The organism is Yersinia rochesterensis, from assembly GCF_003600645.1.
In the GTDB taxonomy this organism is placed as follows: domain Bacteria; phylum Pseudomonadota; class Gammaproteobacteria; order Enterobacterales; family Enterobacteriaceae; genus Yersinia; species Yersinia rochesterensis.
In genome coordinates, this window is record NZ_CP032482.1 from 1,304,529 (window position 1) to 1,325,441 (window position 20,913).

Sequence of the window (20,913 nt, forward strand, 5' to 3'; positions counted from 1 at the left end):
ACCAAGGGTATGTGGTTGAATGAGCTATTTATGGGCCGCAGCAGAGCTATAACGATTGGCTTTTATCGTGGTGGTATTGCCGCAAATGGATGCGCTTGAATTATTGGTCAATATAGCCAAATCTCTTCAGGCCGGTAATACAGCGCTCTGACTTCACTGGCCGTTATTTGTCTTACCGGTCAATTGATCCAACAACCAATAACCTGCTGGCCCCGGCGGGGTTTTTTTCGACCAAACGGCGTCAATTGAGATAGTTTTAGGCCAACCAAGGGTCGATAAGGCGACCAGTTTTTTATGACTGTATTGCTCAACTAACCAGCGCGGTAAAATAGCCCAACCGAAGCCTTGCTCTGCCATTTCCAGCAACATCAAATAACTCGGCGCTGACCACATTAGCCCCTGCGACTGATTGCGCTCGGTGCGGTTATAAGTATTCAGGCGAAGTTGTCGGGTGGTGGCTAATTGTTCGGGGTGGACATGGGGTAACTGCGCCAGCGGATGGTCGGGTTTGACAAAAATTGCCATTTCCGTCTGGGCGGGTAATCGGTTAGCAGCAATGTCCGGCGGGTAATGATGCTGAACTTCCACCACGCCAATATGCGCCCGCCTAAGTTGCAGTAAGTCAATCACATCGAAATCTTCGGCAATTAAACACTCAAATTCGATATCAGGATAACGCTGTTCAAAGCGGCGCAATAAGCTTTCATGATGGGTAGGCTGATAGGTATCAGACAATACAAATGTCAGCCGGGTCTCAACCTGGGCCGCCAAACGGATGGAGAGGTTATCCAGCCGCTCACTGGCAGCTAGAATTTCCTGCACATGGGAGAGCACTCGCCGCCCATGGTCAGTCAACACCGGTAGTCGGGCTTGTCGGTCAAACAATGTTAAACCCAGATCCGCCTCCAAATTGGTGATAGCGGTGCTGATGGTCGACTGGCTTTTGCGCAGCTTGCGGGCAGCTGCTGAGAATGAGCCGAGGGCAGCGGCTTCGACAAACGCAATCAGTGCTTCGGGGGAATAATGCATAAACTATCTATTTTATCGATGGGTTCTATTTTTAATCTATCTTAAAAATCGATGATAATCACCATCGACAATCTGTTTCTGATTAATTAAGTGGGTGTTTTATGCAAGTTCATCGCAAATCTTTATTTGAGCGGATTATCCATGCCGTGGGTTTTGAGGTCATTGCTATCTCGATTTGTGCACCTGTTGGCGCATGGCTGCTGGATCGTTCAATATTACAGATGGGCACCTTAACCGTGCTGCTCTCCTCAGTGGCGATGCTGTGGAATATTATTTACAACAGCTTATTCGACCACTTCTGGCCGGTTAGCCGTGTTGCCAAAACCCTCCGTGTGCGAGCATTCCATGCATTGGGCTTTGAAAGTGGGTTTATCTTAATTGGCTTGCCGATTGCGGCCGGTGTATTGGGGGTTTCTCTGTTACAGGCATTGATACTGGAGATTGGTTTCTTCCTGTTCTTCCTGCCTTACACGATGTTTTACAACTGGGCCTATGACAGTTTGCGGGCGCGAATTATTCGCTCACGTCAGCCCGTAGCACTCAAGCCCGCTTCTGACGAAGGGCGCGGTTCAAACTGATTTTTGACCTCATTACCCAGCATTTTTTTACCGTCAGCAGTGGCAAGTGGCCGCTGCTGAAACGTTTTTATGTGATCTTTATCCCAAAGCGAAACGGTTTCCAGCATTGAGATTGTTGTTTCCCCAGCCTGATTTTACAGTGAGCATAATTGAAGTTAAGAATATCTGTAATGGAGAAGTTTCTGATGACGAGCTATGCCCTGGTGGGTGACGTTGGTGGCACTAATGCCCGTTTGGCGCTTTGCGCTGTGGCGACCGGCGAAATATCACAAGCAAAAACATATTCAGGTTTAGATTACGACAGTCTGGAAGCTGTTATTAGGCAATATTTATCAGAGTATAAGGTCACTGTAGGGCACGGCTGTATTGCCATTGCCTGCCCGATTACTGGCGATTGGATAGCAATGACCAATCACACTTGGGCATTTTCTATCGCCGAAATGCAGCAAAATCTGGGGCTAAAGCACTTAGAAATCATCAATGATTTCACCGCGGTATCAATGGCGATCCCGATGTTGTCGCCGCAGGATGTACTGCAATTTGGCGGCACAGCGCCACAGCCGGGCAAACCGGTTGCGGTCTATGGTGCGGGGACGGGATTGGGGGTGGCGCATTTAGTTAATGTGGATAGTCGCTGGATAAGCTTGCCGGGTGAGGGCGGGCATGTGGATTTTGCGCCCAATAGTGAAGAAGAAGACCGGATTTTGGCGGTATTGCGTCAGGAACTGGGCCACGTTTCCGCCGAGCGGGTGCTTTCCGGGCCGGGGCTGGTCAATCTATATCGGGCAATTGTGATTTCTGATGGCCGCCAGCCCGAGAATCTGGCCCCGAAAGATGTGACTGAACGCGCTCTGGCTAACAGTTGCACAGACTGTCGCCGCGCATTATCCCTATTTTGCGTGATTATGGGGCGCTTTGGCGGCAATCTGGCCTTAAATCTCAGCACCTTTGGCGGTGTCTATATTGCTGGCGGTATTGTGCCGCGCTTTATGGAGTTCTTCAAAGCTTCCGGTTTTCGCGGTGCTTTTGAAGATAAAGGCCGTTTCAAAGATTTCTTGCAGGATATTCCGGTCTATATGATTACTCATCAGCAACCCGGTTTGCTGGGGGCGGGGGCTTATTTGCGTCAGAAATTAGGGCATACCCTTCATCCTTGATGCCGTATTTATTACTTTCTGCTTCGACTGCCGACAAAGTCAAATGAAGGAGAAACGTGCCGCTAGGGTCGTAACGGCGTAAGCCGTCGAAGTGCCCCTAGGTGCGGTCGACCCTTCACTCACTCAGTTATCAACAGTTTTGTTATTAACCTCAGCAGAGCCAAGGCTCTGCTTTTTTACGGCGGAGAATGATTACGCGTGACTGCTAGCAGTGACCGCAGTTGGGGCTGTTGAGATATTTTTTGTCTCGGCAGTCGCCCCTTTTGGCGGCTTGATAATCAGGGTTAACAGCAAGGAAACCACAGACATCACCGCAATGACGATAAAGGTCGCGTGATACCCGCCCAGACGTGCCGCAATAAATGATCCTGCCAGTGCGCCTAAACCAAACCCTTGATAGATAATCCCGTAATTCTTGCTGTGATTTTTTAAACCGAAGAAGTCGCCGACAATCGCTGGGAATACCGTGATATTGCCACCAAAACAGAAAGCAATGGCACCAACACACAAGAAGAACAGGGCGTGAGTCAGCGGGACAAAACTTAATACGGATACTGCCAAGGTGGTCACCAGCAAGGTAAAACTGATAACCCGCAGGCGGCCAACTTTATCGGATAGCGCCCCCAGAATAATACGCCCGGCGGTGTTAAAAATGGCGATGGCGGACACGGTATTGGCTGCGGTGGCTAAATCCATTCCTGCCAGTTGCACGCCTAAATCTTTCACGATACCAATCAGATATAAACCACTCATACAGGCGGTGAAGAAAATGACAAACAGGAAGTAAGATTCTTTGACCGCCAGCATCTCTTTAACACTGAAATCACGGCCAGTATGGGCAGATTGTAAGCTAGCGGCTTGTGGCGCGACGATTTTTTCCCGCAACAAGAAAGAACCGGCCCCAACCAAGACCATCACGATAATGCCCCAGTAGAAGAAAGCCAACGAAACACCTTGGTTAGCAATTAAACTGGCATTCACGTATTTGAACAACAGGCTGCCGGTGCCAAATGCACCCACAGAAATACCTGAAATCAACCCCTTACGTTCTGGGAACCATTTAATCAGATTCGATAGAGTGGTGATGTAGGCGGTGCCATCAGCAAAGCCCACTACAATACCCGCCAGCAGATAAATCATCCCGAGCGAAGTGGCAAAAGAGCTGGCAATCAACCCCAAACCGAGGATGATGCCGGAAATCAGTGTCAGTTTACGGATACCAATGCGCTCTTGCAGGCGGCCCGCAAATAATGTGGCGATAGCCAGAGAGAAACTGGTGATAGAGAAAGTGGTCGCCACCGCGCCCAGTGACCAACTGAATTTTTCTCCCAGTGGCTGATTAAATAAGCTCCAAGTATAGATAGTGCCTAACCCCATCTGAACGATGATGGTACCAACAACAATTAGCCAACGATTTACCGGTTTACTGCTCATGCCGGACTCCTTAGACATTAATGCATACGGCCCGAATATGGCTATTACTGACGTGATAGTGGTCAGTAATGGCGTCGGAGCCTAAGAATTACGCGCTGATGGAGCACCGGAAATCTGGTATTGCGGTGTTATCAGCCCGCCGAATGAAACCAGTATACGGGCGGGCTAATAACTATAGATCGAAAGGGGAATGAGCTGCATTCAGAGAGGAATGAAATGCATTTAAAGGCGCATCAGTTGCCTAAATTCCTTTATCTTGCTGCGGCTAACGGGGACTTCAAAGTCCAACTCACTGAGTCGCAGGATATAAGTGTTATTAAACCAGGGCACAATTTCGCGGATTTTGGCTAAATTTACACAATAAGAGCGGTGACAGCGGAAAAAGTGCTCTTCAGGCAGGCGACTGCAAAACTCGGTGATATTCATCGGCATAATGAATTCTGCGCGCCGCGTGTAAACTAAAGTGACCTTTTCCTGCGCCGCTGCATAATAAATATCATTGATATCCGTGACGATGATGCGCTCATCTTTCATCAGATTGATGGTATGGGCTGCCGGGCGGTGACTGGGGCTGTTGTTTTGCTCTTTATTTTGGTGATCACGCTTATGCAGCGCTTCCAATTTTTGCAGCATAGTGACAATGCGTGATTCGTGATAAGGCTTTAAAATATAGTCAAAAGCTTCAATTTCAAAGGCTTCTACCGCATGCTCTTTATAAGCCGTAATAAAGATAATATAGGGTTTATGGGCAAATTTGCTGATATTTTGCGCTAGCAAAACCCCATCTAATGATGGAATGTTAATGTCGAGGAAAATGGCGTCAACCTGATGATTTTGCAGGTATTTAAGTACGTCCAGCCCATCTTCAAAGGTGGCTTCGATGGTGATATTACTGTGCTGGCGGATAAGATAACTTAATTCTTCCTGAGCCAGAAACTCATCTTCGACAATAATTGCTTTCACGGGTTAAACTCCGGCTGAAATACTGGGTTCTGCATGGACTTTGCCACCATTCTTGCTGATATAAAAAGAAATCTCGGTGCCCGGTTCCATTCTGCGTATCTGCAAACCCTCGCCATAGAGTAATTTCACTCGATGATGGACATTCAGTAAACCAATTTTATTGCCTGGCATTTCATTATTAGTCACGCGCGCAATGGTCTCCTGATTAATTCCATTGCCAGTGTCTTTCACTGAAATTTTTATCTGGTCGCCGCTGTCTTTAACTGCGATCACCACCACACCTTTACCGCGGCACGGCTGAATACCATGCACGATAGCATTCTCCACCAACGGCTGGATCAACAAGCTGGGGATCTTTAGCGCAATATCATCGTCAATATCATAAATGACAGTCAACTTGCTGCCAAAACGCGCCTGTTCGATGGCGATATAGTCTTGAATTTGATGCAGTTCTTTACGGATATCAATTTGTTCATCATTTAATTCAAGGTTATAGCGCAAATAACGAGACAAATTAATGATCAATTGGCGCGCGGTATCTGGATTGATACGAATTGACGAGGAAATAGCATTTAAAGCATTAAATAAAAAGTGCGGATTAATCTTACTTTGCAGCGCGCGCAATTCCGCCTTATTGGCCATTTTGCGCAGGTGTTCAATACGCGAAACCTCAATCTGGGTTGAAATGATTTGCGATAATCCTACCGCCATGACTTTGAGTGAGTAAGTGATTTTGTGGGCATGGCAATAATAGATTTTCAGCGAGCCAGTGACTTCACCTTTTTCCCATAACGGGATAATAATCAGGGAATGAATTTGGGGAGTCCGGTGGACTTCATCATTATTGCGGATGGTAATTTTACCGCGCTGAATACTTTCTTTGGTGATATCACTGATTATTTCATGGCCAATATTATAGGTTTCCACCCCGACGCCGACATACGCCAAAATATGTTGAGTGTCGGTGATGGCGACTGCATCAGCCTTGATATCATTGCGAATAATTTCACAGACACTGCGCAATGATTCACCGTTGATATTGCGAAAATAGGGCAAGGTTTTATTCGCAATATCCAGCGCCAATTTTGCTTGTCGCGCAGCAATGACTTCTTTTTCATCCTCGACACTCTGCACCAGCAGCACAATTAACCCAATACAGACCGCCCCTAAAATCATCGGAATCGCGATTTTAGACACAATATCGATACCCAGTGCTGTCGGTTTGGCCCATATAACCACCAAGAGCATAGTCAGCGATTCACAAATCATACCGGCCAGAATGCCAATACTCCATTGGCGCTCTTTTTTGACTTTCAGGTTGATATAACCCGACATCAAGCCCGCAATAATACTGGTAATTAAGCAGGGTACCGAAGTAATACCATCAATATCAATTAAATAGCGATGGGAACCCGCGATAAGCCCGGTAATAATCCCGACCCATGGGCCAAATAAAATACCGCCGGACATGACGGCAATGACCCGCACATTCACCAGAGAACCTTCAACATTAATGCCGGAATAGGTGCCGAAAATAGCAAACAGCGAAAAGATCGCGGTGACGGCGGCTAATTCCAGCGGCGTATGTTTCTCTTTTTGTAGTAACTGACGAAATAGGCGGGTGCGGGTCAGGAAGAACAAGCAAATTAACATCAGTGCGGCGCGATCAAATACCGCCAGTAGCATTTCAAATATCTGGTGCACACTATTTTCTCTTGGCAACATTTTCTGTTAGCAACATTTACTGTTGGCAACAACCGGGGGATCTTGGGTTCTAACTATCAGATCTTGAGGCGGGTAAGCGGCTAACTATAAGGAAAATAGTGGTCGACTGCTACTTTATCCGTGCTATTGAGCCGAATAGCCGGGGAAGGCTGCCGGAGGAATAAACTCCGGCAGAGTATCAAGCGGAATACGGCTACTTTGTCATCCCCAGTTGTTGTCGGCCAATATCTGTCAAATTATCGACTGTAGCCCGGCCGGTGAAATCGACTTCGAAATCATCGGCAGCAAAGTCTGGCGGTGAACGGCCATCTATAAAACTGGCTAACTGGCGCGGTAAGTAGGCAGCATTTTTTTCACATCCTGGGGCAGCGGCGATATACATCACATTGCTGTCAAACTCGCCGTGATGTTCGTTTTCCACTGAATGAATGACATCGCAGTGCCAAAATACAGTGTCACCGGCTTCCAGATCTGGAATAGGGGAAATAGCTTCCATTAAAAGAGGATGCCACTGTTCAGAGGCCGATAAAGCACGGCCCGGTGCCGCACCACACAAGTCATCATCGGCGACATCGTCTTGCAAAGCACGTAACAGGATGTAGGCCATGGCATTGGCAATCGGGATCACATTTAGCGTCCCGGCATGGGGGCGCTGTGGTGTCAGCGCCGTCCACCCTTGGAATGTTCGGAACATAGAGCACACCGCCGGTGACGGAAACTCTCGCACTTCCGGGCGGCCTTCAGCTGCGAAAGGATCGTATTGTTGCCATTCACCGGAAAACACGTGGCGATAAACATGACGGAAATTTTCATCTAACCAGCGCTCAATTGAGCCACCATCTACATGAGGCGATAGGCCCAAAGATGAGGATTTTGGCGGGCGGCGGCGGGTGCGGTCAGCATAGGTCACGACCTGATTAGCATCAAAGTGTTGCTTGCCATTGCTTTTGGTTTGCCACAGATTATTTAAGAATATCTGCACTGCATTCATGCGCGGATCTTGGCGGGCTTCGACTTGCGGTGTTGACCAGTAAATGCCGTAAATTTGGGGTTTGCTGGCCGCCAGCGTGCCAAAGTAGTTATCTTCCGCAGCATTTTTCAGGCGCTCGACAAAATTATTACGATCCAGATAATTGCCGATCTCACGGTTCCATGCTGCGGCTTTCTCTGTCGGGAACACCCCGAGAATGGCGCAGCAGCCCCGTTTTTTGATTTGTGCTTTCTGTTCGTCGGTGACTTTGCCATTGATAATATCATCGGCATGAATGCGAGGGACCGGATTCTCGCCTTGAGCCAGACTACGGCGGATCTCAGTCACTTGTTGGCGGATATTCTCTTCTACGGCGTGGAAAACCTGCCGATAATTGGGGAGCGCTTGGCGCAATTGTTGCTTCACCGCTTTGATGGCTGCGGGAATATCGTCGATTTGTAATGAAGCCATGATGTTGACTCTCCAATAGCTGTAGGTTGAGGTCGCGGTAAGAAGTTTGCGTTTTACTGAGCATTTGTTTATTTTTTGTTATCTTGAGGTGACATTATTTAAGTAAAATAGAGAAGAATAAAGGGATGAGGTTTTGGCAAAATTTCCTCTTTAATTTTTACCGCTCTTTTTACGATTAACATCTTAAAATTAAAGGAAAAAAAGTGCCTGTGATCCCGATGTTTAGCCACTCCCCCATTTCTTTGCGGACGCCAAGGTTGGTTCTGGATAGCCTTAATGAACAAGATTGGCCGCTATTTTTGCAGCTACATCAAGACCCGGACGTCCAGCACTATATTGCGGACCCGCTGGAAATGGCCGAAATACGCGCCCGTTTTGAGTCACGTGTAATGCCGTGGGAGAAAACCTCCAACCACTGGTTATGTTTGGTTATCCGCGAAAAAGAAAGTGGGCAGGCGATGGGGCTGACGGGTTTTTTGGCGGAATGGTTGCCGCTCCAGCAAGCCGAGGTGGGTTATGCCATCTTGCCCTCTTATCACGGTAAAGGTTTTGCGAAAGAGTCACTGATGGCGGTGCTGGCATTTGGCTTCCAACAATGCCAATTCCATAAGATGAAAGCCACAGTCACCGTGGGAAATCATGCTTCGCGGCGAACGCTGGAGAGTTGTGGTTTCCAATTGGAAGGCACTTTGCGTGATAATTTTCAGCTTGATGGACAGTGGTGTGATGATTGGGTATTGGGGTTATTAGCCGGTGAATGTCCGCCATCGCGCTGAACTCCGATGAGTTGGAAATTTGTTATCAGCCTATCGACAGCTATCAAGCGCTAGGATATGTTTCATGTTAGACCATTTGATGGTCAGCGTCGCTCGGACGGTCCGGGCGCTCACGTATCTTCGAGGAAATTATGGCTGAATCCCCTTCCAAACGTCGTTTTGCCCGTATTGATCGTCTTCCCCCTTATGTTTTCAATATCACTGCTGAGTTGAAAATGGCGGCGCGTCGCCGTGGTGAGGACATCATTGATTTTAGTATGGGTAATCCGGATGGCCCGACGCCGCCGCATATTGTTGAGAAAATGTGCAGCGTCGCGCAGCGTGAAGATACCCACGGCTATTCAACCTCGCGCGGGATACCTCGCTTGCGCAGGGCGATTTCTCGCTGGTATGCGGATCGTTATCAGGTGGATATTGACCCTGAAAGTGAAGCCATTGTCACCATCGGCTCGAAAGAGGGGCTGGCACATTTGATGCTGGCCACATTGGATCACGGTGATACCGTGTTGGTGCCCAATCCCAGCTATCCCATTCATATTTATGGTGCGGTGATTGCGGGTGCACAAGTCCGTTCGGTGCCGCTGACTGAAGGTATTGATTTCTTTGGTGAACTGGAACGCGCCATTCGTGAAACCATTCCAAAACCGAAAATGATGATCCTTGGTTTCCCGTCTAACCCAACGGCGCAATGTGTGGAGCTGGACTTTTTTGAGCGCGTAGTGGCGTTGGCAAAGCAATATGATGTGCTGGTGGTGCATGATTTGGCCTATGCCGACATTGTATATGATGGCTGGAAAGCGCCATCAATCATGCAAGTGCCGGGGGCGAAAGACATTGCGGTCGAATTCTTTACCTTATCTAAAAGCTACAATATGGCGGGTTGGCGCATTGGTTTTATGGTCGGTAACCCCGAACTGGTCAATGCATTGGCGCGAATTAAGAGCTATCACGATTACGGCACCTTTACCCCATTGCAGGTAGCAGCCATTGCTGCGCTGGAAGGGGATCAACAGTGCGTGCGTGATATCGCCGAACAATACCGCCAGCGCCGTAACGCCTTGGTTCGTGGGTTGCACGAAGCGGGTTGGATGGTCGAGAATCCAAAAGCATCAATGTATGTTTGGGCGAAAATTCCCGAACCTTATGCTCATTTAGGATCGCTGGAATTCGCCAAGCGCTTGCTATCTGATGCAAAAGTCTGTGTCTCGCCGGGGATTGGATTCGGAGATTATGGTGATACCCATGTCCGTTTCGCTCTGATTGAGAATCAGGACAGGATCCGCCAGGCGGTGCGCGGGATTAAAAGTATGTTCCGTGCTGATGGTTTGCTGAAACCGGGGAAATCCACTCCGGGGGAAACGGTTTAATCCGTTAGCGATTTTTAGCGGCGTATACACTTATTCTGGCAGGTGGCTTAGACCTTCAGTCAGAATAAAAACACTTTTTCACTCTATTACCCATCCATTCTTCATGTTCTCTTCATCTGTTTACACCATGCTTATGATTAATTGAGTTATTTCAGTGGAGTGTGCGGCTATGAGAAATCGCTATTCATTACCTCAGATAACCTTACATTGGCTAACGTTATTGATGATCATTTTGACCTATGCGGCGATGCTACTCAGTGACTCGGTACCTGATGAAGATAGAACCTTGGTGAAAAACCTGCATTTCAATTTTGGTATTTCTGTCTGGTTACTCATGCTGGTGCGGCTCTGGCTGCGGCATCAAAATGTGACACCGGCGATCACGCCCAAATTACCGGATTGGCAGCTATTAGGGGCGCATATTTTACATTGGTGCCTGTATTTGATGTTTTTATCATTGCCAATATTGGGGGTTTTGGCGCAGGCCTATGGAGGAAAAACGTGGTTCTTGCTCGGTTGGCAAGTTCCACAGTGGGTAACACCCAATGATGATGCGCGGGTGTATCTCAAGCAAACCCATGAGTTAATTGCTAATTTAGGATACTTTGTGATTGGGGCGCATGCGTTGGCGGCACTTTATCATCATTATATCCGCCGTGATGATACTTTGCGTAGAATGATGCCGGGGGAATGATGTGAACCCTAAAGTGATAAAGGGCGCAAATGCGTCCTTTATACGATGTCAGGTAGTGAATATCTCAGCCGATGATTATTCGACCATCATCATGAAAGTGCCAACCCAAACCACCAACATAATTGAGATACCCATAAAGAAATACTTCATTGACCACTCCTCCTTGGAGCCACCTCGCCAGACTGAGTCACTCAGCCACTTCTGCGAGTCAATGGCGCTAATGTAATCCCAATAGAGAGCGATTTTCAATACTGTAACTTTATGCATCAGATCACATTTTTGTACAAAAACAGTAATGAATGTTAGTCAATGTATTGAAGTGTGAAGCTATTAACGTTTTTTTTAAATTATCGCCTAATAACAATTTGTTACTCTCTTGACTCAAATTTAAGCGATAACGGGAGCGTCAGCGTTATTTTTAGATTTTTCTTACTGCCACATCCGCTTCAAAGCCCAGTAAATAAAGGGCTTGTTCCAGAGCTTCAACCTTCGAGGCGTAATACACATCCAGCAGGCGATCCATCTGAGCAGCATTTAGGCTCAGTTTGCGCGCCATATCGGCTTTGCGGGTTTGGGTGGTGAGCATAGCATTGTGCAATTCTGCTTTCAGGCGCACTAAAATAGGCACGTGAATAGCAATATCACCCGATTGCAACGCTGACGGGGCAGGGACAGGGCGCTGTTCTTCTATTTGTGTGGCAATGCCATTTTTAATACCGTCTTGAGCTTCTAACTCTATGTCGTCGACCGAGTAAGTCACTGAACCTGATTCTGGAAAGTCGCGATAATGAATATGATATTCGCCGCTGACTTCATCATGGGTATAGCTGGCTGGGTAATGTTGCACGGTGTAGCTCCTGTGGGAACAAGGTACTTCAAGATGCGGACATTGTACTGGCATCAGCAATGCGGGGTTACTTATTTAGTGCATTCATCCAAATGAGGTGTATTTAGCGCGAGTTCAGGGCAAGCATTTTTTCAGGATACGAGCGTAATGAATGCCTAAAAATACAGATGGAAACTTATAATCAATTGGGCTAATAGAAGCTAAAATAATAAGTGATGAAACAAACTGTTTTTAAATAAAAATATGTTTTACTTATTAAGCTAACTCTCCCTGTAAGTCATTTTTTTAAATATTTTTAAACGCATTTCGTTTCTGCTACTATTCTTCGCGGATAAAAACATTCGCGGATAAAAATGCCTTAAAATCAAAATAAATTAACTATACCTTTGTTTTTATGGTATTTTTATTGGTTTTTCCTCTCTGGGAATACTGTTTGTTTTAAATGAAGTTAACGGTATGTTATTTATTCCTCCCAGCTATGCTTCTAATCTTTTTTTGAGAATATTTAATTTATGATGAAAAAAACACTTTGGGCTGTCGCCCTAATCACGACCACTTTATTGAGTGGATGCGCGACAGAATCCTCTCGTTCGTTGGAAGTGGCAAAAGTTGCCTCTTATGGCACGCAATATAATGGCCCTCGCAGCCCTATTTCAGTGGGTAAATTTGACAATCGTTCAAGCTATATGAACGGAATTTTCTCTGATGGTGTGGATCGCTTGGGAAATCAGTCAAAAACTATTTTGGTGACGCACTTGCAACAAACTGGCCGCTTTAATGTATTAGAGCGTACCAATATGGAAGAGTTGAAAAACGAAGCCGCCATTTCTGGGAAAAGCCAGCAGTTGAAAGGGGCAACCTATGTTGTCACCGGCGATGTGACTGAGTTTGGCCGCAAAGAAACGGGTGACCGCCAACTATTTGGTATTTTAGGTCGTGGTAAATCTCAGGTGGCTTATGCCAAAGTGAATCTGAATATTGTTAATGTTAATACCTCAGAAGTGGTGTTCTCTTCACAGGGCGCGGGTGAGTATGAACTGTCTAACCGTGAAATTATTGGTTTTGGCGGCACGGCAAGTTACGACTCAACCTTGAATGGCAAAGTATTGGATTTAGCCATTCGGGAAGCGGTTAATAATTTAGTCACTGGCATTGAATCAGGGGCATGGCAGCCTGCGAAATAAATCTTAATAATGAGTATGGATACTGCAAAATGAAATTGACACAAAAGATGTCTTTGCTATTAGCCGCCGCTGTACTGGCAGGCTGTGCCACGGCACCGAAACCGATTTATCACTGGGATAATTACCAAGCGACGGTTTATCAATACTATAAATCCGATGCCAGCCCTGAGCAGCAAATTGCTGCCTTAAAAGAGAGTATTGAAAAGTCACGCGCTAAAGGTTTGCCAGTCCCCCCTGGTTTACATGCACATCTGGGCATGCTGTATGGCAATACTGGGCATACAGACTTGGCGATGGCTGAATTTAACACGGAGAAGTCGACATTCCCTGAGTCTGCGCCGTTTATGGATTTCTTAATGAGCAAGGATAAAGGGGCATTTAAATGAAATCTATTTTTGCGATATGTGCTGTCATGATGGCGCTGTTATTGACCGGTTGCGCCAAGCCAGTACATCAGGACTATTCTGCGTTTAAGCAAAGCAAACCGCGGAGTATTTTGGTGCTACTGCCACAAAACCAGTCACCTGAAGTAGAAGCCAGCCATGGCGTGTTGTCTCAGGTTACTTACCCGTTATCTGAAGCAGGTTACTATGTGTTGCCCGTCGCCGTCGTTGAAGAGACCTTTAAACAAAATGGCATGACCAATGCGGGCGATATCAATGCAGTCAGCCCTGCTAAGCTCCACAAAATCTTTGGTGCTGATGCGGTGCTGTACATAACCATCGTCCAATATGGCACTTCATATCAGATAATTACCAGTGACACCCGTGTAACGGCGAATGCAAAATTGGTTGATTTAAAAACGGGTAAATTGCTGTGGAGTGGCAGTGCTACTGCATCCAGTAATGAAGGGGACAGCTCCTCTGGTGGCGCTATTGGTATGTTGGTTCAGGCGGCGGTCTCTCAGATTGTCAATACCATGACTGACAAAAGCCATGATATTGCCGGTATAACCAGCGTCAGAATGCTTTCGGCTGGAACGCCAAATGGTATTTTGTATGGCCCGCGCTCCCCGCAATACGGTAAAGATGGCAATTAAGTATTTTTAGCCCCATGCCCCTGAAGTTATCGGGGGCATTTGTTGGTTTCCCAATAGCATCCAATTTAATCCCTTACTCTCTAGCTTGTTAATGCCATCTCCAGTGCCATTGCCGGGCACTTAACCACACATTCACCGCAGCCATCGCACAGTTCATCAACTAAAATTGGAGGCTGGTTGATCCGCCAGACTAGCGCTTGTTTTTCACAATAATCGGCGCAACTGTCACAATAGATATAAGTATTCTGGCAGGGATTTTTTATTACCGGATGAGGGTGACTTGCCGGTGATGAGTCGCTAGCCGCCCCTTTTAATAAGCCACGAAATAGCCCCCGGCGGCTAATAACCCGACTTTCCATATAGGCTTTATAGTAGCGTTCGTCTCTATTCATCGATTTTTTTTATCACCGATATAGCTCATAGGGATGGGGGAATAAACCCAATTTCAGTTGCAGGGTTTTTAGGTAACACTCGGTAATCTCAGCTAAAAGCGGATAAACCTGATGCTCGAGCTGTGCATTTTTGACCAGCTCAAGATAGCGGTAGGCCCAGGGTAGCAGGTGCTCGGTGAGCAGCATTATTGCCGCGTCAGTTGGCTGTTGCTGAGTTAAATGTGGCTGTTCAATGAGATGCACCAAAGCCAAAAGCATTAACCCAAACTGGTCTTCCGGCTCATGAATAGCACTCTGACTTGCCAGCCCTAATGTTGATAGAAATTCACGATATTGCAGGGTGCTGGTGCCCATCAGAATATTTTCTTTATCCAGATAAACTGACCCCCACGGCGGCGCGGGCATTTCACCTTGCCCCTCAAACAGCACTGAGAAGTCATATTCCAATTGTTCTGGTGAAATATCAGGTATCTGTTGGCAGCAGCGGGCAATGTTGGCCGGGTGGGGCCATGGGAAAAGATCTTTTATTTGTGGCAGCAATGGCCAGAGACGCCGCACTGTATCGGACTGCGGGGGATAGTAAAAACATGCGCCGAGAATGCGTGGTAAGGTGGTGTTTAATAACGTCAAAATCTTCTCTCTCCTGGCCCGGTCACTTTCGTCTTGAGTAGCCGCAGGGGAAGGCGGCTACTCGGTTATTAAGAAAAATCAGTGAGTTGAATTACATCGGGACTTGCCAGAGATTATAGAAAGCAATGCGCCCAGCCAATTCACCGATGACTAGCGCTGAAGCACTCACCGCCAGTGTCGTGCGGGGAATTCGGTCTTTCAGTAATGCAGCTGCGGCCACGAAAATACCCAATGTGAGCAGCAGGATTTGCACTCCCCAAAATACAGATTGTTGGCTGCTTAGATCCACAGAACTGTGCCCCAAGAAACTTAAATAGCCGGGTTTATTCACCAATGTCACGATAGCGCCGACTAACAATGCCGTGGCACCCAACTGGCGTGCGCCAGTGAGGATGGCGAAAGCGCCGCCGCCGACCAATACGGTCATCCATAGCTGCAATGAGGTGTATGAGGTATCCCAGTTAGGCACTGTGGTCAATTGATAAACTTGAGTGATTGACCACGCAAAGGCTAAGCCAAAAATCACTGTCGCCACATTACACAGCATTGCCAGCATGGCATTTTTCACCATGGCGGAGAAGAACACCGTGCCACAAGCCATCGCCACAAACAGACTGCTGAGCAGTATTTCATTGCTCATCGGGGAGCGGCCGACGCCGAGTAACATGTTCATCGCGCGTAGGGGTTGCCCAACATGCAGCGCGCCAATGACTAAGCCCACAAGCATCAAAATCAGGCCGAGAATATTAGCCTGTTTGAGCTGCTGTGCCGTGGTCAGGCCGAGTTGATGGCTTAAGAACACTAAAGCAAACAACCCAACGGCGGTTTGCTCCAGTACGGTGAAGAATACCAAAGGTAATTCGTGCATTTTATACCTCCGCCGGATTTTGGATGCGGCCTGATGTATCACCGGATGGTTTGGCATCACGATGGCTTCTGATAACCAGGTTAGGGTGTGTTAGATGGGCATGAGGCAAGGGCGCTACCGCATTTTCTTGGCCGTATTTATCACGTAATATCGTGATTTCATCGAAATCTAATGCCCGCTGCGGGCAAGATTCGACACAAACTGGCTTATGTCCTTCGGCAACTCTTTGATAGCAACCATCGCACTTGGTCATCAGTTTCTTTTTGGCATCAAATTGCGGCGCACCATAGGGGCAGCGCATCTCACAGTAACGGCAACCCACACACAAATCCTGATTCACCACTACCAAGCCGTCTTCTTCACGTTTGTGCATCGCGCCGGTCGGGCAGCCGGTGACACAAGTCGGCGACGAACAGTGATTACAGGCAATGGACAGGTAATAACTGAAGACATTTTGTACCCAAATATTGTCCTGTTGCGTCCAACTTCCTCCGCCATATTCATAAACTCGGCGTAATTTTGGCCCGAGATCCAAGTTCTTCTCATCCTTGCAGCTGATTTGGCAAGTTTTGCACCCGGTGCACTTGGTGGAGTCGACAAAAAAACCATATTGCTTCATTTTTCAACTCCTTATGCGCGTTTAACTTCAACGAGGTTAGTGTGTTGTGGGTTACCTTTCGCTAATGGCGAAGGGCGCTGGGTCGTCAAGGTATTGATACAACCGCCCACATCAATGCCCTCCTTGTTGATATTGCGCCATGCTCCTTGTGGCACGCTAATGACACCGGGTAAAACGCGCTCGGTAATTTTGACCGCGATACGCATCCGCCCCCGGCCATTGAATATTTCGACCATATCACCGGGTTGAATGCCACGGGCCTGCGCATCGATGGGGTTCATCCAAAACTGGTGTGGCACTGCTTCACGCAACATGGCGACATTATAATAAGATGAGTGACAATGGCCTTTAACATGGAAACCGGTCATTTGCAGTGGGTAGGTTTTCAGGGTTTCTACATCACCAACACCTTCAAATGTCGGGCAATATTCAGCGACGGCGGTAATACGATCTCCGGGTGCCAATTGCCACTCTTTTTCCAATGTGGCGAGCGCTTCAGAGTAGATCTCAATTTTGCCGGATGGGGTTTTCAATGGGTTATTTTGCGGGTCATCGCGGAAGTCTTTTAAGGCGATATATTGACTGCTGTCAGCATAAATCCGGTCAATTATTCCTTTGTCATTGGTCTGCTCAAAGGGCGGCAGTGCCGGGTTCTTTTCGCGCATTTTGTTATAACTGATTTCAATCCATTCTTGCTGGGAATGCCCTTCGGTAAAGGCTTCCCCAATGCCACATTTGGTGGCAATTTCGGCTAAAACATCATAAGACGGGCGACATTCCCACATAGGTTCGATAGCATTTTGCAGCCGCGTCACATAGTGATAAGCCCCGCTGGCATAGGAGTTATCAATCAAATCATTTGATTCCACCGAGGTGACATCGGGTAATAATAAATCAGCATATTTAGCCGAGCGGGTCATGTGGTTTTCCCACACTAAAATAAATTCGCACAGTGATTCATCTTGCAAGATACCGTGGGTTTTATTCAGGTCAGAATGCTGATTTCCAATCACGTTACTGGCGTAATTCCACATAAACTTAATATTGGTATCAAGTTTATCTTTATTCTTCACATGGGCATTTTTAGCGGTCATCTCAGTGCCACGGAAAATAGCGTCTGTCCACATAAAACAAGGAATCGCTGTTTTTACAGGATTGGGAATATTGAATCCCGGCACTGGATATTTAACATTCCCGCCCCAGGCTCCGGTATTGGTGCCGGCTCTGCCGATATTACCGGTCATCAATGGCAGCATCATAATTGAGCGCGCAGCTTGCTCACCATTAGCGCTGCGCTGAATGCCCCAACCTTGGGAAATCCAAGCAGCACGGGCATTTCCTAACTCGCGTGCGAGTTGGATAATACGGGTTGGCGCAATACCGGTTATTTCACTGGCCCATTGCGGTGTTTTTTCTAAGCCATCGATACCCAGACCTAAAATATAATCTTTATATGAACTATTGGCCGGAGCAGAGGCGGGTAATGTGCTGGCATCCCACCCTACACAATATTCCTTCAGGAAGTCCTCATCGGTCAGGTTTTCTTTAATTAATACATAACCCAATGCGGCGACCAGTGCGGCATCGGTGCCGGGAAATATAGGGATCCATTCGGCATTGAGGGTGGTGACACTGTCAGTCATCCGTGGGTCGATAATAATGACTTTAGCTTTACTCTTCCCCAGCGCATGAACCGTTTCAATATATTGGCCACCACCTGACATGCGTGTTTCTGCCAAATTATGGCCAAACATCACTACTAAGTCGGAGTTTTTAATTTCATCCAGCAGAGTTTCATCGGCATTACCATAAATATAAGGCATCACGGTATTAATTTGCGCCGTGGAGTAGGTGCCGTGCTGATCCAGAAAACCACCGAGCAAACTGAGCATTCTTTTACAAGCATTACGGCCTTGTAAATTAGCCCCGGTAGAGCCAGAACCATATTGATAATAAATGGCTTCATTACCATGTTGTTGAATGGTTTTTTTTAGATTGTCAGCCACAATTGTGGTGGCTTCATCCCAGCTGATTCGTTTGAATTTACCTTCGCCGCGTTTGCCCACTCGCAACATGGGATATTTTACTCGGTCAGGATTATATGTTTTCCATCTGACCGAACGGCCACGTAAACAGGGCCGAATTTGATGCTCGCCAAAGGTGGAATCATCATAAATAGCTTCATTAGCAATTTTAACAATTTCACCATTTTTGACATGTACTTTTAGTGGGCAGCGGCTACCGCAGTTAACCAAGCAAGCACTGTATTTAATGGTTTCTTTGCTGACTGAAGCCGCCTGTTCTGGCGCGGCTTGCACCGAAAAAGGTAGGGTGATTGAACCGGCAATTGCTGCAGCCCCGGTGACTGCGGCAGATGTTTGAATGAATTCACGGCGGCTCAGTGAGCCAGCGATAGATCTTTTATTGTTATTCATCGACATTCCCTTTGCGAAGGACATTATTTTGACGAAAATAAAACATAGAATAGAGTGCTAATGTCCCACCTTAGGAAATAATTTGTTACTTTCATATGATATAAATCAATTAAGACGGAATAACGAAAATAGAGACCTTATTTATGTGAGCATGCCGATGGTTATTAATGAGTTAACGCGAGATATTAACTATTTTCTATACATAAAATTAATATCTTTAATGTGATTAAATTCTGTAATAAAGAATCAATCTCAAATGAAAGGAATATATTACTATTTGCGAGTTTATTTAATTTTACTTAATTTTTTGAGAAAAATCTTAATAAATGGCTACTGATTATTAGTGACTATTCCCTCTGTAAAATGGAATTCAAGGGCATGAGAATCATGCGAATATTGGCTAAAAATATGAGTTTGTTTTTTTCTAACGGAAGAGAAAATTAGCATCACGATTTTTAGATCAGCCCTGAGTAACCTGCTATTCTATATTGATACTCTTCATAGTGTTACCATGCAGGGAATGAGTGTGATGTTGAATATGAAAAATCGATTTGAGCGTAATAACCTCTTCGGAGAGAAAAATATCCATGCTGTTTTTGAAGTCAGCCTACTACTGAAAGCAATATTAGCTATCATGGAGGTTGTGGCGGGTATTTTAACCTTTTTTATTACTCCCCAGTTTTTACTGAATATATTGCATCGCCTCACACAAGTTGAGTTTATCGAAGACCGGGGCGATGTGGTCGCCAATTATGTATTGCATGCGGCACAAAGCCTTTCCATCAGCAGTCTGCACTTTGCCGCTTTTTATTTACTAATACATGGCATTGTTAAGCTGTGGGTCATTATTGGATTGTGGCGCAAAAAGCTAGGTTATTACCCTGCGGCAATAGTGATTTTTAGCTTGTTTATTGTCTATCAACTCTATCGTTATACCTTTACTCATTCGGTGCTTTTGATCCTGATAACGCTGCTGGATGTGGTGGTTATCGTGCTGACGGTGCTGGAGTATCGGCAGTTGCGACTGGAACAAAAGAGGCCCCAAGTGAGGCCGTTGTAATAGCGGTTAAATAGCTATTAGGCTATCAGCGGCGGGTGATGCCTTCATAAATCAAACGTAGCCCAAACGCCCCCACGGCAACACCGATAATACCACTTAACAGATGTTGAACTTTACCATATGCGCGCCGCACCGCCGGGCGTGAGAACGCCATGCTAAGCAATGACCGCCAGAGGATAGAGGCTAGAACAATGCCGAGCCAGGCGACTATTTTTGCCCATGCTGGTGTGGTCGGGGTGAGCGTTACCGAGAAAATACTGATAAAAAACAGCACGGTTTGCGGGTTAGATAAATCAGTCAATAGCCCACGACGGAAGAACACATACCAAGGTGTAACCGAGGAAGTGGCGACAGCCCCCATACCCATATGCAGTTCCTGAGGGTGGCGCAGCATATTGTAGGCATACCAAATCAGGTACAAACCGCCGCCGATTTTAATTGCCGAGAACAATGCGCCGCCCTCAGCAATCAGTGCCGCCATACCAAATAACCCCAATCCTGAGTAAATTGCATCCCCCAAAGCCACGCCCAGCCCAGTGAGTAAACCTGCATTTTTGCCAGAGCTGAGACTGGTTTGCACCACAATAAGTAAGTTAGCGCCGGGATTGATAAATGTGAGTACAAATAGCCCGATGGTCAATATGATGACGTGCATTTCGTCCATTCTGTGCGGCT

The 20,913-nt window shown here is 46.7% G+C and carries 22 protein-coding genes; 9 read left to right on the forward strand and 13 right to left on the reverse strand.

Annotated features, from left to right (window positions below):
• Nucleotides 1-153: 153 nt before the first annotated feature.
• A complete protein-coding gene (locus DXZ79_RS06095) occupies nt 154-1,029 on the reverse strand; it encodes a LysR family transcriptional regulator (RefSeq protein WP_120011157.1) in 876 nt (291 codons plus the stop codon).
• Nucleotides 1,030-1,130: 101 nt separating this feature from the next.
• On the opposite strand from DXZ79_RS06095, the gene DXZ79_RS06100 reads away from it, so the two are divergent.
• Together DXZ79_RS06100 and glk are read left to right on the forward strand one after the other, a co-directional pair.
• On the forward strand, nt 1,131-1,607 hold the full coding sequence (locus DXZ79_RS06100; RefSeq protein ID WP_038634936.1) for a multidrug/biocide efflux PACE transporter: 477 nt from the start codon (nt 1,131-1,133) through the stop codon (nt 1,605-1,607).
• A gap of 185 nt (nt 1,608-1,792) precedes the next feature.
• Nucleotides 1,793-2,764, forward strand: coding sequence for a glucokinase (gene glk / locus DXZ79_RS06105; protein ID WP_038634933.1), 972 nt, complete (start codon nt 1,793-1,795; stop codon nt 2,762-2,764).
• A 192-nt stretch (nt 2,765-2,956) separates the two neighbouring features.
• On the opposite strand, the gene DXZ79_RS06110 is transcribed toward glk, so the two are convergent.
• From DXZ79_RS06110 to DXZ79_RS06125, 4 genes are all read right to left on the reverse strand, one after another.
• Nucleotides 2,957-4,198 carry an L-lactate MFS transporter gene (locus DXZ79_RS06110; RefSeq protein WP_038634930.1) on the reverse strand — a complete coding sequence of 414 codons (1,242 nt, stop codon included), beginning with the start codon at nt 4,196-4,198 and terminating at the stop codon, nt 2,957-2,959.
• Nucleotides 4,199-4,420: 222 nt separating this feature from the next.
• Entirely contained in the window at nt 4,421-5,161 is a 741-nt protein-coding gene (locus DXZ79_RS06115; RefSeq protein ID WP_038634928.1) for a LytR/AlgR family response regulator transcription factor, read from the reverse strand.
• A 3-nt stretch (nt 5,162-5,164) separates the two neighbouring features.
• Entirely contained in the window at nt 5,165-6,865 is a 1,701-nt protein-coding gene (locus DXZ79_RS06120; protein WP_038634925.1) for a sensor histidine kinase, read from the reverse strand.
• Between the two features lie 214 nt (nt 6,866-7,079).
• A complete protein-coding gene (locus DXZ79_RS06125; RefSeq protein ID WP_038634922.1) occupies nt 7,080-8,327 on the reverse strand; it encodes a DUF1479 domain-containing protein in 1,248 nt (415 codons plus the stop codon).
• A gap of 218 nt (nt 8,328-8,545) precedes the next feature.
• On the opposite strand from DXZ79_RS06125, the gene DXZ79_RS06130 reads away from it, so the two are divergent.
• From DXZ79_RS06130 to DXZ79_RS06140, 3 genes are all read left to right on the forward strand, one after another.
• Nucleotides 8,546-9,103 carry a GNAT family N-acetyltransferase gene (locus DXZ79_RS06130; protein ID WP_042562610.1) on the forward strand — a complete coding sequence of 186 codons (558 nt, stop codon included), beginning with the start codon at nt 8,546-8,548 and terminating at the stop codon, nt 9,101-9,103.
• 131 nt (nt 9,104-9,234) lie between these two features.
• Nucleotides 9,235-10,470 (forward strand): alanine transaminase, encoded by a 1,236-nt coding sequence (gene alaC / locus DXZ79_RS06135; protein WP_038634919.1) that lies wholly within the window; start codon nt 9,235-9,237, stop codon nt 10,468-10,470.
• A gap of 169 nt (nt 10,471-10,639) precedes the next feature.
• Nucleotides 10,640-11,164 (forward strand): cytochrome b, encoded by a 525-nt coding sequence (locus DXZ79_RS06140; protein ID WP_050291458.1) that lies wholly within the window; start codon nt 10,640-10,642, stop codon nt 11,162-11,164.
• A 75-nt stretch (nt 11,165-11,239) separates the two neighbouring features.
• Here the strand turns inward: DXZ79_RS06140 and ypdK are convergent, their stop codons facing one another.
• Both ypdK and DXZ79_RS06150 read right to left on the reverse strand, forming a co-directional pair.
• A complete protein-coding gene (gene ypdK, locus DXZ79_RS06145; protein ID WP_098057507.1) occupies nt 11,240-11,314 on the reverse strand; it encodes a membrane protein YpdK in 75 nt (24 codons plus the stop codon).
• Nucleotides 11,315-11,582: 268 nt separating this feature from the next.
• Nucleotides 11,583-12,011, reverse strand: coding sequence for a type II toxin-antitoxin system HicB family antitoxin (locus DXZ79_RS06150; protein ID WP_038634911.1), 429 nt, complete (start codon nt 12,009-12,011; stop codon nt 11,583-11,585).
• Nucleotides 12,012-12,523: 512 nt separating this feature from the next.
• Here DXZ79_RS06150 and DXZ79_RS06155 point away from each other — a divergent pair.
• From DXZ79_RS06155 to DXZ79_RS06165, 3 genes are read left to right on the forward strand one after another with little or no spacing between them, the layout of a single operon-like run.
• A complete protein-coding gene (locus tag DXZ79_RS06155) occupies nt 12,524-13,195 on the forward strand; it encodes a CsgG/HfaB family protein (protein ID WP_038634908.1) in 672 nt (223 codons plus the stop codon).
• A 29-nt stretch (nt 13,196-13,224) separates the two neighbouring features.
• Nucleotides 13,225-13,581, forward strand: a complete 357-nt coding sequence (locus tag DXZ79_RS06160; protein ID WP_038634906.1) for a DUF4810 domain-containing protein — start codon at nt 13,225-13,227, stop codon at nt 13,579-13,581.
• Nucleotides 13,578-14,234 (forward strand): DUF799 domain-containing protein, encoded by a 657-nt coding sequence (locus DXZ79_RS06165; RefSeq protein ID WP_120011158.1) that lies wholly within the window; start codon nt 13,578-13,580, stop codon nt 14,232-14,234. Before DXZ79_RS06160 ends, DXZ79_RS06165 begins: the two co-directional genes overlap by 4 nt.
• 80 nt (nt 14,235-14,314) lie before the next feature.
• Here DXZ79_RS06165 and DXZ79_RS06170 read toward each other — a convergent pair whose 3' ends face one another.
• The 5 genes from DXZ79_RS06170 to DXZ79_RS06190 form a co-directional block, all read right to left on the reverse strand.
• Entirely contained in the window at nt 14,315-14,626 is a 312-nt protein-coding gene (locus DXZ79_RS06170; RefSeq protein WP_038634900.1) for a 4Fe-4S binding protein, read from the reverse strand.
• 12 nt (nt 14,627-14,638) lie between these two features.
• Nucleotides 14,639-15,256, reverse strand: coding sequence for a TorD/DmsD family molecular chaperone (locus DXZ79_RS06175; protein ID WP_038634897.1), 618 nt, complete (start codon nt 15,254-15,256; stop codon nt 14,639-14,641).
• 91 nt (nt 15,257-15,347) lie between these two features.
• Complete coding sequence (locus tag DXZ79_RS06180; RefSeq protein WP_120011159.1) at nt 15,348-16,124, reverse strand: dimethyl sulfoxide reductase anchor subunit family protein; 777 nt, start codon at nt 16,122-16,124, stop codon at nt 15,348-15,350.
• A 1-nt stretch (nt 16,125) separates the two neighbouring features.
• Nucleotides 16,126-16,743 carry a DMSO/selenate family reductase complex B subunit gene (locus DXZ79_RS06185; protein ID WP_038634891.1) on the reverse strand — a complete coding sequence of 206 codons (618 nt, stop codon included), beginning with the start codon at nt 16,741-16,743 and terminating at the stop codon, nt 16,126-16,128.
• An 11-nt stretch (nt 16,744-16,754) separates the two neighbouring features.
• Nucleotides 16,755-19,178, reverse strand: a complete 2,424-nt coding sequence (locus tag DXZ79_RS06190) for a DmsA/YnfE/YnfF family dimethyl sulfoxide reductase (protein WP_038634888.1) — start codon at nt 19,176-19,178, stop codon at nt 16,755-16,757.
• A 529-nt stretch (nt 19,179-19,707) separates the two neighbouring features.
• On the opposite strand from DXZ79_RS06190, the gene DXZ79_RS06195 reads away from it, so the two are divergent.
• Complete coding sequence (locus DXZ79_RS06195) at nt 19,708-20,238, forward strand: DUF2127 domain-containing protein (protein ID WP_038634885.1); 531 nt, start codon at nt 19,708-19,710, stop codon at nt 20,236-20,238.
• 25 nt (nt 20,239-20,263) lie between these two features.
• On the opposite strand, the gene DXZ79_RS06200 is transcribed toward DXZ79_RS06195, so the two are convergent.
• Complete coding sequence (locus tag DXZ79_RS06200; protein WP_038634882.1) at nt 20,264-20,902, reverse strand: LysE family transporter; 639 nt, start codon at nt 20,900-20,902, stop codon at nt 20,264-20,266.
• Nucleotides 20,903-20,913 lie beyond the last annotated feature (11 nt).

Bases quoted from the DNA above. Each gene is read 5' to 3' on its own strand.
- DXZ79_RS06140 (WP_050291458.1), top strand. From the start codon at position 10,640: ATGAGAAATCGCTATTCATTACCTCAGATAACCTTACATTGGCTAACG.
- alaC (WP_038634919.1), top strand. From the start codon at position 9,235: ATGGCTGAATCCCCTTCCAAACGTCGTTTTGCCCGTATTGATCGTCTT.
- DXZ79_RS06130 (WP_042562610.1), top strand. From the start codon at position 8,546: ATGTTTAGCCACTCCCCCATTTCTTTGCGGACGCCAAGGTTGGTTCTG.
- DXZ79_RS06155 (WP_038634908.1), top strand. From the start codon at position 12,524: ATGATGAAAAAAACACTTTGGGCTGTCGCCCTAATCACGACCACTTTA.
- DXZ79_RS06095 (WP_120011157.1), bottom strand. From the start codon at position 1,029: ATGCATTATTCCCCCGAAGCACTGATTGCGTTTGTCGAAGCCGCTGCC.
- DXZ79_RS06190 (WP_038634888.1), bottom strand. From the start codon at position 19,178: ATGAATAACAATAAAAGATCTATCGCTGGCTCACTGAGCCGCCGTGAA.
- DXZ79_RS06185 (WP_038634891.1), bottom strand. From the start codon at position 16,743: ATGAAGCAATATGGTTTTTTTGTCGACTCCACCAAGTGCACCGGGTGC.
- DXZ79_RS06100 (WP_038634936.1), top strand. From the start codon at position 1,131: ATGCAAGTTCATCGCAAATCTTTATTTGAGCGGATTATCCATGCCGTG.
- DXZ79_RS06160 (WP_038634906.1), top strand. From the start codon at position 13,225: ATGAAATTGACACAAAAGATGTCTTTGCTATTAGCCGCCGCTGTACTG.
- DXZ79_RS06125 (WP_038634922.1), bottom strand. From the start codon at position 8,327: ATGGCTTCATTACAAATCGACGATATTCCCGCAGCCATCAAAGCGGTG.
- DXZ79_RS06180 (WP_120011159.1), bottom strand. From the start codon at position 16,124: ATGCACGAATTACCTTTGGTATTCTTCACCGTACTGGAGCAAACCGCC.
- DXZ79_RS06110 (WP_038634930.1), bottom strand. From the start codon at position 4,198: ATGAGCAGTAAACCGGTAAATCGTTGGCTAATTGTTGTTGGTACCATC.
- DXZ79_RS06195 (WP_038634885.1), top strand. From the start codon at position 19,708: ATGTTGAATATGAAAAATCGATTTGAGCGTAATAACCTCTTCGGAGAG.
- DXZ79_RS06170 (WP_038634900.1), bottom strand. From the start codon at position 14,626: ATGAATAGAGACGAACGCTACTATAAAGCCTATATGGAAAGTCGGGTT.
- DXZ79_RS06165 (WP_120011158.1), top strand. From the start codon at position 13,578: ATGAAATCTATTTTTGCGATATGTGCTGTCATGATGGCGCTGTTATTG.
- glk (WP_038634933.1), top strand. From the start codon at position 1,793: ATGACGAGCTATGCCCTGGTGGGTGACGTTGGTGGCACTAATGCCCGT.
- DXZ79_RS06200 (WP_038634882.1), bottom strand. From the start codon at position 20,902: ATGGACGAAATGCACGTCATCATATTGACCATCGGGCTATTTGTACTC.